The following is a 17,098-nucleotide window of genomic DNA, read 5'->3' as shown; positions in this document are numbered from 1 at the left end:
TGCGGGTAACCCTATTTGTTATACCACTTTTCAAACGTGGGCTCCACATTCCAGATACACAAAAGCCGCCCATGGGGCGGCTTGATATGCATTTTTTGATGCCGATTACGCTAAGGCTTGTTTCGGCTTCTGCGTGTCATTCAACTCGCTGATAGGTTTGTTTTGCAGCACGGTCCAGATAACGATAGCACCGAGGATATCGAACACGGCCAGCGCGGCAAACAGTGGGCTGAAGCCAAGGGTATCAGCCAGTGCGCCAACAACCAGTGCAAACAGGGTGCTTGCAGTCCAGGCCGCCATGCCGGTCAGGCCGTTTGCGGTTGCCACTTCGTTACGACCAAATACGTCAGAAGACAGTGTGATCAGTGCGCCAGACAGTGACTGGTGAGCAAAGCCACCCACACACAGCAGGGCGATTGCAACGTACGGGCTGGTGAACAGGCCGATAGTCCCTGGGGCAATCATCAGAATCGCACCCATGGTCACAACCAGTTTACGAGACACAATCAGGTTTACGCCGAACACACGCTGGAACAGCGGTGGCAGGTAGCCGCCAACGATACAACCCAGGTCAGCAAACAGCATTGGCATCCAGGCAAACATCGCAATGTGCTTCAGGTCGAAGCCGTAAGCTTTAAACATGAACAATGGGATCCAGGCGTTGAAAGTCCCCCACGCTGGTTCTGCCAGGAAACGTGGCAGGGCGATACCCCAGAACTGACGGTTCTGCAGGATTTTCCATGCGCTCATTTTTTTGCTGTTGTTGGTCTGGTGATGAGCTTCCTGACCGCCAATGATGTATTCACGTTCTTCTTCGGAAAGACGTTTCTGGTCACGTGGGTGTTTATAGAAAATCAACCAGCACATTGCCCATGCAAAGCTCAGGACACCAGAGATGATGAATGCCATCTGCCAGCTGTGCATCACAATCGCCCAGACCACTAATGGAGGAGCAATCATGCCGCCAATGGAAGAGCCGACGTTGAAGTAACCTACGGCGATTGAACGCTCTTTAGCCGGGAACCATTCGCTACTGGCTTTCAGGCCCGCAGGAATCATCGCTGCTTCAGCAGCACCGACCGCACCACGAGCGATAGCCAGGCCGCCCCAGCTCCCTGCCAGTGCAGTTGCACCGCAGAAGATTGCCCAGGCGACAGCGAAGAAGGCGTAACCGACTTTTGTACCCAACACATCAAGCGCATAACCCGCAACAGGCTGCATGATGGTGTAGCAAGCTGAATAGGCGGCGATAATGTAGGAATATTGCTGTGTGGAAATATGCAACTCTTGCATCAGCGTAGGTGCTGCCGCTGCAATTGTGTTACGAGTCAGATAACCCAGTATGGTACCCATGGTTACCAGAGCTATCATGTACCAACGCAAGCCTTTAATCTTTCCCATTTGGAATCTCATCCCGTCTTTGTAATCAACCACATAACATGTGGTAAACGTCCAGCATTGCTGCCAGGTCGTCTGTTCTTTAGAAGGGGTTCATTACCGGGGGTATTACCCAGTACGACCCGTACCTTGCCATATAAAAAACTATCCAGTGGCAAATTCGGTTTCCGTACCGTGATGCGCTGTTATTGATGTCAGCGTCTGAAGTAAATCCATTACGTCTGTTTTGCGACGGCAGGAAAGATAACTTGTCATACAGCTTCAAAAGTTGAGTGATATCACAAAAGTGTCGATCAGCTCACTCTAAGGGGGTAGGGGCTTGCGGGCCAGAACTGGCGCGGGATAAGGGTTCTTTTTAAACACTATATTAACAATAAAAGTATGGTTTTTGTGACGTGCACCTCAAAAATCCACTCGGTCTCAAGAAATTGGTGTGATAACTTTATTTGCATTATGCGCAAGCATCGAACTGCTATGAACAGAGGAACCCTACAATGGCCCAGTTTATGACTGAAGATTTTCTCCTTGATACCGAATTCGCTCGCCGTTTGTACCATGAGTTTGCAGCCGATCAGCCAATCTTTGACTATCACTGCCACTTGCCACCACAGCAGGTTGCTGAAGATTATCGTTTTAAAAACCTGTATGACATCTGGTTAAAAGGCGATCACTACAAGTGGCGCGGCATGCGTGCAAACGGTGTGGAAGAGCGTCTGTGTACTGGCGATGCGTCTGACCGTGAGAAATTCGATGCCTGGGCCGCGACTGTTCCGCACACTATCGGTAACCCGCTCTACCATTGGACTCACCTCGAACTGCGTCGTCCTTTCGGCATCACCGGCAAACTGCTTTCCCCAACTACTGCCGATGAAATCTGGAACGAATGTAACGAGTTGCTGACTCAGGATAGCTTCTCTGCGCGTGGCATCATGAAGCAGATGAACGTGAAGATGGTCGGCACCACGGATGACCCAATCGACGACCTGCGTTTCCATCGCCAAATCGCGCTCGACGCATTTGAAACCAAAGTGCTGCCAAGCTGGCGCCCGGACAAAGCGTTCAACATCGAGCAAGGCACTTTCGTTGAATACATGGGCAAAATGGCTGAAGTTTCTGATACCGACATCCGTCGTTTCAGCGACCTGCAAACTGCACTGAGCAAGCGTCTGGACCACTTCGCGGCACACGGCTGTAAAGTATCCGACCACGCATTAGACGTTGTTTTGTTTGCAGAAGCAGACGAAGCGACTCTGGATGGCATCCTGGCGCGTCGTCTTTCCGGTGCGACACCAACTGACCACGAAACTGCACAGTTCAAAACTGCGGTTCTGGTTTGGCTGGCGGCTGAATACACCCGTCGCGGCTGGGTTCAGCAGTACCACATCGGTGCGCTGCGTAACAACAACCTGCGTCAGTTCAAACTGCTGGGGCCTGATGTGGGCTTTGACTCCATCAACGACCGCCCAATGGCTGAAGAACTTTCTCGCCTGCTCAGCAAGCAAAACGAAAACAACGAACTGCCAAAAACCATTCTGTATTGCCTGAACCCACGCGATAACGAAGTGTTGGGCACCATGATTGGCAACTTCCAGGGCGAAGGTATGCCTGGAAAAATGCAGTTTGGTTCCGGTTGGTGGTTCAACGACCAGAAAGATGGCATGGAGCGTCAAATGACGCAGCTCGCGCAACTGGGTCTGTTAAGCCGCTTTGTGGGCATGCTGACTGACAGCCGTAGCTTCCTGTCATACACCCGCCACGAATACTTCCGTCGCATTCTGTGCCAGATGATTGGCCGTTGGGTGGAAGCAGGCGAAGCGCCAGCAGACATCAAACTGCTGGGCAGCATGGTAGAAAACATCTGCTTTAACAACGCCCGAGACTACTTTGGCATTGAACTGAACTAATCAGGCTTTGAGGTTGATATGCAATACATCAAGATCCATACGCAAGATAACGTCGCCGTTGCGTTAGTGGACCTGGCCGAAGGTGAAGTCGTTACCGTAGAAGGTGCAGAGGTAACTCTGCGCCAGCCGGTGCTTCGCGGCCATAAATTTGCGCTGGTGACCATTGCGCAAGGTGAGAACGTCGTTAAATATGGTTTACCGATTGGCCATGCTTTGGCGACTATCGAAGCCGGGGAGCACATTCACTCACACAACGCGCGTACTAATCTGAACGATTTGGATGAGTATAGCTATCAACCTGATTTCCAGTCTCTTGCAAGTCAGGCGGCAGACCGTGAAGTGAGTGTTTACCGCCGTGAAAACGGTAATGTGGGTGTGCGTAACGAGTTGTGGATCTTGCCGACCGTAGGCTGTGTTAACGGTATCGCGCGTCAGATCCAGAACCGTTTCCTGAAACAGAATAACGACGCCGAAGATATCGACGGCGTGTTCCTGTTCAGTCATCCATTCGGTTGTTCACAGCTGGGTGAAGATCACGTTAACACCCGCACCATGCTACAAAACATGGTGCATCACCCGAACGCGGGTGCGGTGCTGGTGATTGGCCTGGGTTGCGAAAACAACCAGGTGAGCGCTTTCCGTGAAACGCTGGGTGAATTTGATGAGTCCCGCGTGAAGTTTATGGTTTGCCAGCAGCAGGATGACGAAGTTGAAGCCGGACTTGAGCAGCTGCAAGAGCTGTACGAAGTCATGCGTCACGACAAACGTGAACCAGGCAAAATCAGCGAGCTGAAGTTCGGCCTGGAATGCGGCGGTTCAGACGGTTTGTCCGGTATTACGGCGAACCCAATGCTTGGCCGTTTCTCCGACTACATGGTGGCTAATGGCGGCACGACTGTGCTGACTGAAGTCCCGGAAATGTTTGGCGCTGAACGCATTCTGATGAGCCATTGCCGCGATGAAGCGACGTTTGAAAAAACCGTCACCATGGTGAACGACTTTAAACAATACTTCATCGAACACAACCAGCCGATCTACGAGAATCCATCACCAGGGAACAAAGCTGGCGGTATCACGACGCTCGAAGAAAAATCCCTCGGCTGTACGCAAAAAGCCGGTGAGAGCGAAGTGGTTGATGTCCTGCGTTATGGCGAGCGCCTGAAAACGCCTGGCCTGAACTTGTTAAGCGCGCCGGGTAACGATGCTGTTGCCACCAGTGCATTGGCTGGCGCAGGTTGCCATATGGTGCTGTTCAGCACCGGACGCGGCACACCGTACGGCGGTTTTGTGCCAACGGTTAAAATCGCCACCAACAGTGAGCTGGCAACCAAAAAGCCACACTGGATCGATTTTGACGCAGGCAAACTGTTGCACGGCAGCGACATGAATACACTGCTGACTGAGTTTATCGACACCATTGTTGATATCGCTAACGGTAAAAAAACCTGTAACGAACGTAATGATTTCCGCGAGTTGGCTATCTTTAAGAGCGGCGTCACGTTGTAAAGCGTTGAGCAGGTGCTAACATGAAACGGCATTTTGATATTCGGAATGCCGTTTTTTTTCGCCTCATGTTTACTCACAAGGATTTGTCATGACCGCGTATTGGGTTGCCCAGGGCGTCGGGGTTCTCGCCTTTGTGGTTGGTATTACCACGTTCGTTAACCGTGATGAACGGCGCTTCAAGTTACAGTTGGCGGGTTACAGCGCCATTATCGGTATTCATTTCTTCTTGATGGGCGCAAGCCCGGCGGGCATGAGCGCGGAACTTAACGCAATCCGAACCGTGATTTCCCTGCGCACTCGCAGCCTGTGGGTGATGGGGATTTTTATCGCGCTGACGCTTGGGTTGGGGCTATCTAAATTTAACCACGCCATGGAATTGCTGCCGATATTCGGCACCGTCGCCAGTACCTGGGCATTATTCCGTTGCAAAGGACTGACCACACGCTGCGTGATGTGGTGCTCTACCGCTTGCTGGGTGACGCATAACTTCTGGCTTGGCTCGATTGGTGGAACGTTAATCGAAGGGAGTTTTCTGGTGATGAACGGCCTGAATATTATTCGTTTCTGGCGGATGCAAAGGCGGGGTATTGACCCGTTTAAGGTCGAAAAAGAGGTGCAGCAACAAGAAGGATAACTCCCTGCCTCGCAAGACAGGGAGCTTTAAGCATTAACCGCGTAACGGATTATTGTCCGCCAGGCGTGCATCTTCAGCCTGGCAAGCCGCTGCGGTAAATAGCACGTCGGTGGAGGAGTTCAGTGCGGTTTCGCAAGAATCCTGCAACACGCCGATGATAAAGCCGACTGCAACCACCTGCATAGCAATCTCATTCGGAATACCGAACATGCCGCACGCCAGTGGGATTAGCAGCAAAGATCCACCCGCCACACCAGAAGCTCCGCAAGCACACAATGAAGCCACAACGCTCAGCAGCAGTGCGGTTGGCAAGTCCACCGGCACGCCCAGCGTGTTCACCGCCGCCAGAGTCAGTACGGTAATAGTGATTGCTGCGCCCGCCATGTTGATGGTTGCGCCTAACGGGATGGATACAGAATAGGTATCGCGGTCCAGATTCAGCTTCTCGCACAGCGCCATGTTCACTGGAATGTTGGCCGCAGAACTACGGGTGAAGAAGGCGGTTACGCCACTCTCACGCAGGCAAGCGAACACCAGCGGGTACGGGTTGCGGCGAATTTTGATGAACACCAGCAGTGGGTTGATGATCAGCGCCACGCCGAACATACAGCCAACCAGTACCAGCAGCAGTTGCGCATAGCTCCACAGCGTTTCGAAGCCTGTCGTTGCAAGTGTTGATGCTACCAGGCCGAAGATACCGATTGGGGCAAAGCGAATCACCACTCTCACGATGAACGTCACCGCGTCGGAAACATCGTTAATCAGGTTTTTGGTGCTTTCATTACCGTGGCGTAGCGCGAAGCCCAGGCCCACAGCCCATACCAGAATCCCGATGTAGTTGGCTTTCAGCAAAGCATCAATTGGGTTGGAAACCATGCTCAACAACAGGCCGCGCAGAACCTCCACAATGCCTGACGGTGGTGTGATATCCGTCGCGCCAGTCACCAGATGCAGCGAGGACGGGAACAGGAAACTGACCACTACAGCGGTTAACGCGGCGGTGAATGTTCCCAGAAGATAGAGCACCAGAATCGGGCGAATGCTGGTTTTCTGGCCGTGCTTATGGTTCGCGATAGACGCCATCACCAGCATCAGAACCAGCACCGGTGCAACAGCCTTCAGTGCGCCGACGAACAGTGTTCCGAGCAACCCGACAGCAATAGCCGCAGGTTTTGAAATTGCCGCCAGTGCGATACCCAGCACCAGACCGACGAGAATCTGTTTTACCAGACTGCCTTGTGCCAGGCGTTTAAGAATACCCGGAGATTGTGTAGCCATGAATAACCTTCCTGTGTTGTATGTCGTCCCATCCTGTGTCGGTACTCTGAGGTACTTTTTTGACCGGATGTAAAGAAATGTGTTTGCCTGGTCGAGTATAAGGAAATGTCGCGGGGTAGTAAGTAGTAATCACTGATTATTTCGACACAGGCTAGGTTTTATAACTAATAATTAACAAATTCGTGACATTAGCAACATTTCTCACAGCGGATGCTATAAAAAGAAAAACCCTGCCACCAGGGCAGGGTCATGAAGCTTTTCGTGGGTCGGATAAGCGATAGCGTCATCCGACAAAAAATATTACTTCGCGAGTCTCTTCTGATCGTTACGGTAGTTCACGATAGCGTTAATAATTAACGTCAACGCCAGAATACCGCCCACGACGCCAAGCGAAATCGCGATTGGGATGTGGTAGAAATCGACAATCATCATCTTCACGCCGATGAACACCAGGATAATCGACAGGCCGTACTTCAGCATGGAGAAGCGTTCAGCCACGCCAGCCAACAAGAAGTACATCGCACGCAAGCCGAGGATGGCAAACAGGTTCGACGTCAGCACAATGAATGGGTCAGTCGTGACCGCGAAGATTGCCGGAATACTGTCGACCGCGAAAATCACGTCGCTCAGTTCAACCAGAATCAGCACCAGCAGCAGCGGCGTTGCGAACAAAATACCGTTCTTACGAATAAAGAAGTGCTCGCCTTCGATTTTATCGGTCATCCGCAGGTGGCTACGAATCCAACGCACCAGCGGTTTATCGCCAATGCCGCCTTCATCTTCCTTCGCCAGCGCCATTTTGATACCGGTGAACAGCAAGAACGCGCCGAACACATACAGCAGCCATTCGAACTGGGAAATCAACCAGCTGCCCGCGAATATCATGATGGTACGCAGTACAATCGCACCCAGCACACCGTAAACCAGCACGCGGCGCTGCAATGCAGCAGGAACAGCAAAGTAGCTGAACAGCATCAGCCAGACGAAGACGTTATCCACCGCCAGCGCTTTTTCAATCAGATAGCCGGTGAGGAAGGCGAGAGCTTGTGTATCCGCCACTTCACGGCCAGATGTCCCGGTGAGATACCACCAGAATGCTGCGTTAAACAGCAGCGAAAGCGAAACCCAGACCAGGGACCAGACGGCCGCCTGCTTCATGGACATGGTGTGCGAGCCTTTACGTCCCTGAAGAAGGAGGTCGATAGCCAGCATGATGACGACCACGACGGCAAAACCGCCCCACAGTAATGGAGTGCCGACACTATTCATAAAAATGATTCCTATAAAAACAAAAACGGCCAACGTCGGAAGACGCCAGCCGCTAATGCTTGCAACAGGGATCTCGCCTTCCGGCAAGGTCTCACTTACAACGTTTTAAACGTTGCTCGGTAACCGGGTGCTTTCACACCGTAATGACGATTAACCGACAATGAAGTTACTCCCCTTTGCGGGTAACAAAATATTACGAATGCTACAATCCGTCAACATGCTGCTACCCCGCTTTTACACACCTTTACGCCGGTAGCTGCACCGACACATCATCCGCCGGGAATTTCACGCCTGTTTGTGCGCGGATCTCGGTACTCAATGCCGCAGTAGATCGCGACGTAACCAGACCTTGATGATTCACTTCGTTGTCATTGACCAGACGAGCAAAGACTTCGGCTTCATACAGCATAGTATTAATATGCTGTGGCAGCGTCAGATCCTGCGGTTTGCCACCGCGGGGAATAAAGGTGATGCGCTGGCATTCAGAGATTTTCTCAATCACCAGCGAACCGGCTTCGCCTTGAATCTCACTTGGGATTGTGGAGTCGCTCACTTTTGAGTGCAGCAGATTCACATCGAAATCGCCGTAATTCATCTGCACCGAACCGTGCGCATCGACGCCGCTTTCCAGCAGGCTTGCGGTCGCATGAACCGAATACGCTTCGCCCCACAGCGCAACCGCCGAGGCCAGCGTATAAAAACCGATATCCATAATCGAGCCGTTGGAGAATGCAGGATTAAAGGTGTTAGGGTTCTCGCCATCGAGATAACGCTGATAGCGCGAGGAATACTGGCAATAGTTGAGCAGCACTTTGCGGATCTTGCCTACTTTCGGCAACGCCTGTTGCAGCGCGATAAAGTTTGGCAGGCTGGCAGTTTTAAATGCTTCGAACAAAACCACTTGGTTTTCACGCGCGCAGGCAATAGCCGCTTCCACTTCACGCAAATTAGACGCCAGTGGCTTCTCGCAAATCACATGCTTTTTATGGCTGAGAAACAACAACGTTTGCGGGGAGTGCAGAGAATTTGGGCTGGCGATGTACACCGCATCAATCGCGTCGCTCTTCGCCATCGCATTCAGATCGGTAAATAGGTGTTCTACCGGATAGTCGCTGGCAAAACTTTGCGCCTGTTCCAGCGAGCGGGAGTACACCGCGGTGAGTTTATATTTGCCACTTTCGTGGGCAGCATCGACGAACTGACGGGTGATCCAGTTAGTTCCAATAACAGCGAGGCGTATCATAAACGGGTGCTATCTCCGAAGGCGGGGTGTGTCTGAAAGACTATCACGATGTATGGGGAAAACCAGTGGTGGGCGTTGCAGATTTTGTTGGCTTTTGGTGCCGTTATTAAGCCTTTGTGAAGACTTAAGGGTACAACCAACTGATGATGCGCTGGTTTTTTCAGCACTTAGCACGTAAACAGTAGAATGGGGCTTGCAAGGTTAAGCGCGACAGGTATAATCCCCAACGTTTTCCGCATACCTCTTCGTGCCGAAGTGGCGAAATCGGTAGACGCAGTTGATTCAAAATCAACCGTTGAAAGACGTGCCGGTTCGAGTCCGGCCTTCGGCACCATTTGAATGTTCGAGAACGTCCGTAACAGTCCGTAAGTTACTAAAAATAAAGCCGAAAGGCTTTTTTTTTGGTCCCGATTCGTCCGAGCACATCCGTTGCAATCCGGGCATTGGTGGGGGCATAATTGGGGGCATCTTCACTTCGATTGAAAATGTGCCCCCAAAATGAAGCTCAACTCCCGCCAAGTCGAAACAGCCAAACCAAAAGAGAAAACCTACAAAATGGCCGATGGTGGCGGTTTGTATCTTGAGGTGACGAGCAAAGGATCTAAATACTGGCGCATGAAGTACCGGCGACCAGTGGATAAGAAAGAAGACAGATTAGCATTCGGCGTCTGGCCGACAATCACTCTTGCCGAGGCACGAGCAAAACGTGATGAAGCTAAAAAACTCTTGGTTCAAGGAATAGATCCCAAAGCTGAGCAGAAAGAAGCCCAAGCTGAAACCTCCGGTGCCTATTCCTTTGAAACTATCGCGCGCGAATGGCACGCCAGTAATAAGCGGTGGGGTGAATACCATAGCTCGCGTGTGCTCCGTTATCTGGAACTTTATCTCTTCCCACATATTGGCTCTGCTGATATTCGTAAACTCAAAACCAGCAATCTCTTAGCACCAATTAAAGTCGTGGATGCCAGTGGAAAACACGATGTAGCACAGCGGTTGCAACAACGGGTCACGGCTATCATGCGTTATGCCGTTCAGAACGATTACATAGATTCTAATCCTGCCAGTGATATGGCTGGAGCGCTAACCTCGGCCAAAGCTCGTCATTATCCCGCCTTACATTCAAGTCGATTCCCTGAGTTCCTCGCCCGTCTTGCTGCTTATCGTGGCCGCAAAATGACGCGTATTGCAGTCGAGTTGTCTCTACTTACCTTCGTTCGCTCCAGTGAGATGCGATTTGCACGATGGGATGAGTTTGATTTTGATAACGCTTGCTGGCGTATACCGGCGCAGCGTGAGGAAATCAAAGGTGTGCGTTACTCCTATCGTGGGATGAAGATGAAGGAGGAACATATCGTTCCGTTAAGCACTCAGGCTTTAGCTTTGCTGGATGAGTTGAAGCAGCTCAGTGGGGATAATCCGAGGCTGTTTCCAGGAGATCACGATCCAAACAAAGTTATGAGCGAAAACACGGTGAATAATGCACTCCGGGCTATGGGCTATGACACACAAACGGAAGTATGCGGACATGGATTCAGAACAATGGCGCGTGGGGCTTTAGGTGAGTCAGGTTTGTGGAGTGATGATGCTATAGAACGGCAGTTAAGCCATTCTGAGCGTAATAATGTGCGGGCTGCTTATATCCATACTTCTGAGCATTTGGATGAACGTAGGTTGATGGTGCAATGGTGGGCAGATTATTTATATCATTGTGGTAAGGGTTATGTAGGGCCTTACGACTATGCAAAATTATTATAGCTATTGTGTTTGACTGAGGAAAAATAAGCCATCAGCTAACATGTTCCTGATGGCTTATTTGTAAGGTTACTTTTCTTCATCCTCATTTTTAAATTCTTTGGTGTCTATAGGATTATCTTTTTTTTCACTATTTTTTTTCTGTAATCCCGCCTTTTCAAGAACCAAATCAATTTTATCACCCCCTTGCTCAATAAGTTTTTTGAAATTATCAGAGGATAATATTTCCATCAATGGTGATGAATGTGCGGTGTCTTCGACAAAACGTAATGGTGGCTCCTCTAAACGAGTTAATGCATTGCCAAATAAACGCTGTGAGAAATCTTCATCTAGCTGTAATGCTTCCCTTCTATATCCTTCGTAGGCTTTTGATACAGATGCTTTAAACTCATAGTCTTCAGCAAGCCTAAATCGTTGACCTATTTGTTTTGTGGCAAGCCATGCAAACCATAACGGCCCACCAACACTTAAAATAGATAATATCAACTGTATTAAAAGTTTGAGACCAGTGGAGTTGGGATCTGCTAAATAGGCCTCCAATGCATGCAAGCGTGTATAACCTACTAATGCACCTGATATTAAAGCACCAACAAGGCCAGCAACCCAAAACTGGATACTTTTATTTAGTTTTTTTGCTTTATCCTCAAATGCACCGGCTAAACCTTTTGATGTCGTGGTTCTAAAAGCTTCTTCACATTTATCTATATAGCTTTGAGCTTCTATTTTAAGAGCATTTAAATATTTTTCCGCTTCTTTTATTATGTTTTCATTAAGTTGCTTTACTTCATTTTTTGTTTGATGGATGTCATCTATTGCAGCAGAAGAGCTTGTAAGGTTTTTTTGAATGATACTTTCACTTTCAATTGAGCTTTCTTTTAGAACGGATATTTCCTCATTAGTCTCCCGTAATGATTTTAAAGTGGTAGGCAGACCTTCAGCAGCATCATAAGCTTCATTTATTGTGTTTATTTTTTCTTCAATATTTCCTGTTTTCTCAGAGATGGAGTTTAAATTAGAATTATAAAGTTCTAACCTGTTTAGGATTCTTTTAGGAAGTAGTTCTCTGTTTGCTAAAACCTCGAATGAAAATAGCTCATTTATTTCATTGCTGATGAATAGCATTGATACTAAATAAGATTGTATTGCAGTGCATGAAACATTTGCCTGACTATGATTTAAATATTGTAAGTTAGGTTGTCCTTCACTTATTGCTTCAATAATTGCATCAATTGATGATATGTCAGCTGCCGTAGGGGTGTATTTTTTTATTTTTTCAATTTTTTTTGCAAGCATTCTCGGAAGATATTTTAGATCCTCTGCACTGAGAAATGGAAACGTATATTGACCCAGCTCAATCAGATTTTCATTAGGGAATGCAATTGCATTAACCGCAGTATGAAGGTTTTCTAACTTCTCATGAAGTTCAAGCAATTTTTCATGCATTTAATAAATCCATTTTATTTGTAAAGAAAGACAGAAGTTTACTCTTAAATTCATTGGGTAAAAAGATCAAGCGATACTTGGCGCGCAATGCTATCCCCGCCACGCCTGCCCGCTTCATGGGTGACTTTTAATGCAGGTGCATGAACACCCCGGAGCCGCGCCAGCACTGGGGTGATGAGGTGTGAAAAATACGGGGTTTTACATGCAAAACCATGCACCGTAATGCATGGTTTAATTGAATTAAATGGCGGTGTTTTCAGGTCGATTTTATGCGGGTGGTTGCTGGCTCAGTTCTGTCTGCCGGTGCGCGTAAACATGGTTTTGTGCCGGTGTATATTTCTGCTGAGTATCAGCCCGCGAAGCCTTATCAGGCCTGAATCCGATGGCTGTCAAAATGTCGCTGTTTTCCGCTGTGTAATGAATTTCCGGGCCGGTCGCCAGATAATCCCGCAGGGCTTCCCCGACGTAATGCGTCGCTCGCCGTATGGCCAGCTCGCGGATTGCCGCCGGAAGCTGATTAATCCCCATTAATTCCGGTGCCAGCGTACTGACCAGTGCTGCCCCGTTTTGCTTCATAAATGCATTGAGTGAATGACAAATACTGGTGTGCTGTACCGCTTCATGCGAGCGAATATAACGCCCCGCCGCACAGGTGATTTCCCACTGTTTAACGTCGATATATTCACTCAGATAAGTAATCCGCTCTGCGTTCCGGGGATGTCCCGGTGCAAGCTGTTCATCCAGCGCAGTCTCTGCCGCTTTCAGTTCATCTTTTTTATTCTGCCAGGCGGTTTTATTCGCCTGACACACGGCAAAGGCCTGCTGTAATGGTGTGTCGCTCATGGATTTATCCCCGGCTGGTCATTGTGTTGCTGACGGTCGCTGTTTCGGTGCTTTATCCATTTCACCCTGGATAAATTCATCAGCCGGTTCATCACCGGCTACTGGCTGGCGGATAATCGACTCAACGGACTCCATTGAGCGGAACGTTGCTGAACAAAGCACATTCTGGCACTGGTAGTAGCGATGTTTGACGCTGTCAGACAGATAACGGCTTGTGCGTGAATGCGCCGAATTTCTACAAAACGGGCAGTGCATCATGATCAGCCCTCCTGTTTTTTGTCTGCTTTCTCTGCCAGCTCTTTGGCTATCATCGACCGTTTGATGGGGCTGTCGTAGAGATTCATATCGACGCCGGTCAGTGCAGGACGGTACAGGCCAAGCTGAGAAAGTACGGGTTCATTTTCCATGCTGAAACTGTGGAGCTGGCTCTGGCTGAGAATGCGGTCGCCCAGCTCCTGTACCAGCGTTCTTTTCGGTGCCTCATTCCCCTGAATTTCCAGCTCGCGCAGGCGCAGGCAGAATGCCCGGATCAGGGCTGGACTCAGGTCTTTAATTGCCGCATTCCATTCATTGTTGGCATAGGTGCTAAAAGCGGTACGGTGTGCCTCGACATAGGCCTTGCCTGATGCGCAGGCACTGAGCATGGCGCGGGTTTTATCTGTTTCCAGTTCGCCAATCAGCGCGGTGAACTCCTCCGCCAGCTCGCGATTAGCAATCCGCTGGCTGTGCTCGTTTTTCATTTCCGGTGTAATGGCACCTTTGAGGGCACGGAACCGGCTGCGCCAGCTGTGTTCTGCTTCCTCACTTTCTTCCAGTGCGACCTGTCGCTCCTTCTCGCTGCGGCTGATGGCGGTGCCAATCTCATTAAGCTCAAGCATGTTTGCGGTATGTCGGGATTTCGCCTCGCCGAATGATTTCAGGTCGCGGGTCAGTGCGGCAGTGAGAACCTGGCTTTCCTGTCCGTTCAGCGTATTCAGCGTATTTTTGACGCCGTTCTGCGTTTTTCCATCCTGCGCGCTACTGGTGGCTTTGGTTGCCGTGTTGAGTGAGTCAGTTTTCATCATTGAGTTCTCCGTTTTTTCAACCTGACGTCATTCTGCCTGTGATGGCACAACATCAGTGAGCCACTCCGGATGTACCAGATATGACACAAGAAGACCTGAAAACCGGCTTGCCAGAGGAAAGGTCTCAGGAACATACCCCCCTCTTTTATTATTTTTTTACTATTAACTATTCACTCTGTTCACCTTTAAAAAAAAGATAAGTAATACAGTAAATTAGAGGGTGAACAATCGAGGTCTGACTGTTCACCGTCTGTTCACCACTGTTCACCCGGTGGAAAAACATACAGGACTTCTTTTGATTGTTTATTCCTATTAATATCAAGCATAAGTAACACTAAAACTAACAAGAGGGGGACAGGGATCACCATTCAACCCCACTTAAGACCACTCAACCCCATTCAAACTTTTTTTGTATAAAAATAAGCCACTGTGTTTCCCCACCCACACATATTCCCCTTGTTGCAATGAGGGAAAATATTCACAAAATAGAGAGCTACCCGAAGCCGGACGGACACGACCGGATCTCTATGGACTGTTATGAGGTAGCTTTATGCACACCGCTTTTTCCGCACCATCTTCCGCGCCAGCCGCGCATCTGCCGCCAGTTTCTGCCCCGAATCAGGAGCGTTTTTTACGCCTCCCCGAAGTCATTCATCAGTGCGGGCTGTCCCGCTCCACGCTCTACGATTTAATCGCCCGCAATGCGTTCCCGGCGCAGGTCTCCCTCGGTGGAAAAAATGTCGCCTGGCTTCAGTCAGAAGTCACAGCCTGGATGAGCGAACGTATCGCACAACGTAACCGGGGATGTGACGCATGAATCAGCCCGGTTTTCAAAAAGCCCCTTTCCCTGGCTTGCATCCCTTCCAGGTTTGCGGTTATAGTTTTTCCGCTGTCGCAAAATCGGCAGCCGGAATTGGCGTTCCGAATGACTTCAAGGCGACACGACACGCGCCATGCGTGTTTTTTTACGTCGTTGCTCAGGCACACCTGTTTTTCGGGCTGTGGTGTTTACACCGTAGTCTCGCTCAAATAATGGTGGCCCGGGCGGGGCAGCCTTCGGGCTGGCCGGTTTCCTTGAAGGCCGGTTACGCCAACCCCGTCCGGGCTACCACCAGTGAAATTGGCGTTTCCGGTGGTAGTTTTTCAAACTACTTCAAGGAGGTTGCCCATATGGCTTCGACCCTCGCCCCGACTCACCCGCAATTTGTCTTTGTTTTTGCCGCCGTTCGTCGAACCGAGCGCACCAGCCGCGTTTCTATGCTCCGCACCGTCGCCGGTGATGAGCACGCCGCCCGTCTTTCCCTTGTCCGTGATTACATTCTTTCCTTTGCCGCCCGTCTGCCTGTTGCGGAGGTGGCGCATGCATAACGCAACCCCATCTAAAAATGTCTCAGCCCGTCGTGGTAACGAAAAACCCGTCATTGCTCATCTGAGTATCGAGGCGTACCACAAACTTAACCGCGCCAGTGCCGTATCGCAGTTTGTCGGCGGTGATTTACAGCGCCGGGAAATGAGCGGCTTACACCAGCTCTATATTCCGCAGATATTCAGCTATCTGCATGAAGACATCAGTTTTGTGCTGGAGGAATTAAAAGCGAAAGGGCTGTGTCAGGAATTTCTGTCGCAGGGTGGTCTGTCTGAATTACACGGCGGGGAATAAACCATGTTTGATGTTCCTCAGCCGGGTGAAAAATACCGCACGGATATTTATGCCGCTGTGACGGTGGTGGGGATTCTGGCCGATGGCATTCCTTGGGATTTGCCTTACCGCTGCCCGGATATGGTCTGGAATCCGTTCCGCAAGCCTTACACCATCCTTATTCGTATTGAGTCAGATGGTCAGATTATCGAGATACCGCTCGGGCGCTTTCTGCGGGAATTTACCTGTATTCGTCCTGACGTGTTTAAGCGAAACCCTGAGAACCGCTATACCGTGCTGAACATAATAACGAATGACCCGGTATTACAAATCTGGCGTAAACGGAATATTGATATTTATCCGGAAGAGAATAAACCGGTAATAAAAAATATCCCGGTGGTGTATTCGTGGCGTGATATTCCTCGCCCTGAGCCGGATAACAGTTACCGCCATTACCTGTAATTAAATCACTCATTCAATTTATGTGCGTATCTGCACAGGGCTTCGCACACCCTCAGGAGACCGAAACATGGATATCACGCAGCCGGGAACACCGTCAGGAATTAACGCCACCATTACGCTGGATGACCTGCGTTGCCTGGAACATTTATTACGTGTCGGCCAGTTTGCCGGTGATTTGCTGGAGCATCAGGAATGCACCGTACTGAGCCAGCCCCCGGCACAACAGACACAACTCGCTTCACTGCTGTTTCTGATGACCACGCAGCTCGACGGTGTGGTCGAACGCTGCCACATGAGCTGGATGGCTCCGGAGAAAAACCAATGAAAAGAATGCCACTTTCACCCGTTCTGCGCGCAGCGCTCTACCGTCGCACCGTGGCCTGTGCCTGGCTCAATATCTGCCAGCAACAGAAACGCTTTCCACAGCTCACGCTCGGCGCGGTGGAGGATGCCATTGCCGGTGAGCTGGAGGGATTTTATCTGCGCCAGCACGGTCTGGAGAAAGGCCGGGAAATTGCCTGTGCATTACTGGAGGACTTACTGGAAAGCGGCGCACTGAAAACCACACCGGCGCTGTCGTTTCTCGGGCTGGCCGTCATGGATGAACTTTGCACCCGCCACTTAACGCAACCGGCGCAACCGGCGCAACCGTAAGGAAAAAAA

At 50.0% G+C, this 17,098-nt stretch carries 18 protein-coding genes and 1 tRNA gene; 11 read left to right on the top strand and 8 right to left on the bottom strand.

Annotated elements, in window-relative coordinates; all coding sequences use genetic code 11:
• Nucleotides 1-105: 105 nt before the first annotated feature.
• Nucleotides 106-1,401 (bottom strand): MFS transporter, encoded by a 1,296-nt coding sequence (locus DY231_RS20345; protein WP_115631150.1) that lies wholly within the window; start codon nt 1,399-1,401, stop codon nt 106-108.
• Nucleotides 1,402-1,892: 491 nt separating this feature from the next.
• On the opposite strand from DY231_RS20345, the gene uxaC reads away from it, so the two are divergent.
• The 3 genes from uxaC to DY231_RS20330 all read left to right on the top strand — a co-directional run bounded on the left by uxaC (nt 1,893) and on the right by DY231_RS20330 (nt 5,442).
• The gene (uxaC, locus tag DY231_RS20340) at nt 1,893-3,302 is read left to right on the top strand and encodes a glucuronate isomerase (RefSeq protein WP_115631148.1); all 1,410 of its coding nucleotides are present in this window, start codon (nt 1,893-1,895) and stop codon (nt 3,300-3,302) included.
• An 18-nt stretch (nt 3,303-3,320) separates the two neighbouring features.
• Nucleotides 3,321-4,808: a UxaA family hydrolase gene (locus DY231_RS20335; protein WP_115631146.1), complete on the top strand. Its 1,488-nt coding sequence runs from the start codon at nt 3,321-3,323 to the stop codon at nt 4,806-4,808.
• Nucleotides 4,809-4,896: 88 nt separating this feature from the next.
• Nucleotides 4,897-5,442, top strand: a complete 546-nt coding sequence (locus DY231_RS20330; protein WP_034493058.1) for a YgjV family protein — start codon at nt 4,897-4,899, stop codon at nt 5,440-5,442.
• Between the two features lie 33 nt (nt 5,443-5,475).
• Here DY231_RS20330 and sstT read toward each other — a convergent pair whose 3' ends face one another.
• From sstT to DY231_RS20315, 3 genes are all read right to left on the bottom strand, one after another.
• Nucleotides 5,476-6,720, bottom strand: a complete 1,245-nt coding sequence (sstT, locus tag DY231_RS20325) for a serine/threonine transporter SstT (protein WP_115631144.1) — start codon at nt 6,718-6,720, stop codon at nt 5,476-5,478.
• A 300-nt stretch (nt 6,721-7,020) separates the two neighbouring features.
• On the bottom strand, nt 7,021-7,989 hold the full coding sequence (locus tag DY231_RS20320; RefSeq protein ID WP_034493062.1) for a TerC family protein: 969 nt from the start codon (nt 7,987-7,989) through the stop codon (nt 7,021-7,023).
• 244 nt (nt 7,990-8,233) lie between these two features.
• Complete coding sequence (locus tag DY231_RS20315; protein WP_115631142.1) at nt 8,234-9,232, bottom strand: Gfo/Idh/MocA family protein; 999 nt, start codon at nt 9,230-9,232, stop codon at nt 8,234-8,236.
• A 249-nt stretch (nt 9,233-9,481) separates the two neighbouring features.
• On the opposite strand from DY231_RS20315, the gene DY231_RS20310 reads away from it, so the two are divergent.
• Together DY231_RS20310 and DY231_RS20305 are read left to right on the top strand one after the other, a co-directional pair.
• Nucleotides 9,482-9,566, top strand: a tRNA-Leu gene (locus DY231_RS20310).
• Between the two features lie 164 nt (nt 9,567-9,730).
• Nucleotides 9,731-10,987: a tyrosine-type recombinase/integrase gene (locus DY231_RS20305; protein WP_115631140.1), complete on the top strand. Its 1,257-nt coding sequence runs from the start codon at nt 9,731-9,733 to the stop codon at nt 10,985-10,987.
• Nucleotides 10,988-11,053: 66 nt separating this feature from the next.
• Here the strand turns inward: DY231_RS20305 and DY231_RS20300 are convergent, their stop codons facing one another.
• The 4 genes from DY231_RS20300 to sid form a co-directional block, all read right to left on the bottom strand.
• Nucleotides 11,054-12,427: a hypothetical protein gene (locus tag DY231_RS20300; RefSeq protein ID WP_115631138.1), complete on the bottom strand. Its 1,374-nt coding sequence runs from the start codon at nt 12,425-12,427 to the stop codon at nt 11,054-11,056.
• 267 nt (nt 12,428-12,694) lie between these two features.
• The gene (locus tag DY231_RS20295) at nt 12,695-13,270 is read right to left on the bottom strand and encodes a phage polarity suppression protein (protein WP_034497820.1); all 576 of its coding nucleotides are present in this window, start codon (nt 13,268-13,270) and stop codon (nt 12,695-12,697) included.
• 18 nt (nt 13,271-13,288) lie between these two features.
• On the bottom strand, nt 13,289-13,528 hold the full coding sequence (locus DY231_RS20290; protein ID WP_034497822.1) for an ogr/Delta-like zinc finger family protein: 240 nt from the start codon (nt 13,526-13,528) through the stop codon (nt 13,289-13,291).
• A gap of 2 nt (nt 13,529-13,530) precedes the next feature.
• Complete coding sequence (sid, locus tag DY231_RS20285) at nt 13,531-14,334, bottom strand: capsid size-determining scaffold Sid (protein ID WP_172588718.1); 804 nt, start codon at nt 14,332-14,334, stop codon at nt 13,531-13,533.
• Nucleotides 14,335-14,884: 550 nt separating this feature from the next.
• Here sid and DY231_RS20280 point away from each other — a divergent pair.
• From DY231_RS20280 to DY231_RS20255, 6 genes are all read left to right on the top strand, one after another.
• A complete protein-coding gene (locus DY231_RS20280) occupies nt 14,885-15,151 on the top strand; it encodes a helix-turn-helix transcriptional regulator (protein WP_115631136.1) in 267 nt (88 codons plus the stop codon).
• Nucleotides 15,148-15,702, top strand: coding sequence for a host cell division inhibitor Icd-like protein (locus DY231_RS20275; protein WP_115631134.1), 555 nt, complete (start codon nt 15,148-15,150; stop codon nt 15,700-15,702). The genes DY231_RS20280 and DY231_RS20275 overlap by 4 nt, the downstream gene beginning before the upstream one ends.
• Entirely contained in the window at nt 15,695-15,994 is a 300-nt protein-coding gene (locus tag DY231_RS20270) for a derepression protein (protein ID WP_256682682.1), read from the top strand. Before DY231_RS20275 ends, DY231_RS20270 begins: the two co-directional genes overlap by 8 nt.
• Nucleotides 15,995-15,997: 3 nt before the next feature.
• Nucleotides 15,998-16,435, top strand: coding sequence for a hypothetical protein (locus tag DY231_RS20265; protein WP_115631132.1), 438 nt, complete (start codon nt 15,998-16,000; stop codon nt 16,433-16,435).
• Between the two features lie 67 nt (nt 16,436-16,502).
• A complete protein-coding gene (locus DY231_RS20260) occupies nt 16,503-16,760 on the top strand; it encodes a hypothetical protein (RefSeq protein WP_115631130.1) in 258 nt (85 codons plus the stop codon).
• Nucleotides 16,757-17,089 (top strand): DUF5375 family protein, encoded by a 333-nt coding sequence (locus DY231_RS20255; RefSeq protein ID WP_115631128.1) that lies wholly within the window; start codon nt 16,757-16,759, stop codon nt 17,087-17,089. Before DY231_RS20260 ends, DY231_RS20255 begins: the two co-directional genes overlap by 4 nt.
• Nucleotides 17,090-17,098: the final 9 nt, after the last annotated feature.

Source organism: Buttiauxella agrestis, from assembly GCF_900446255.1.
GTDB classification, from domain to species: Bacteria; Pseudomonadota; Gammaproteobacteria; order Enterobacterales; family Enterobacteriaceae; genus Buttiauxella; species Buttiauxella agrestis.
This window is presented reverse-complemented; position numbering and strand designations above follow the sequence as displayed.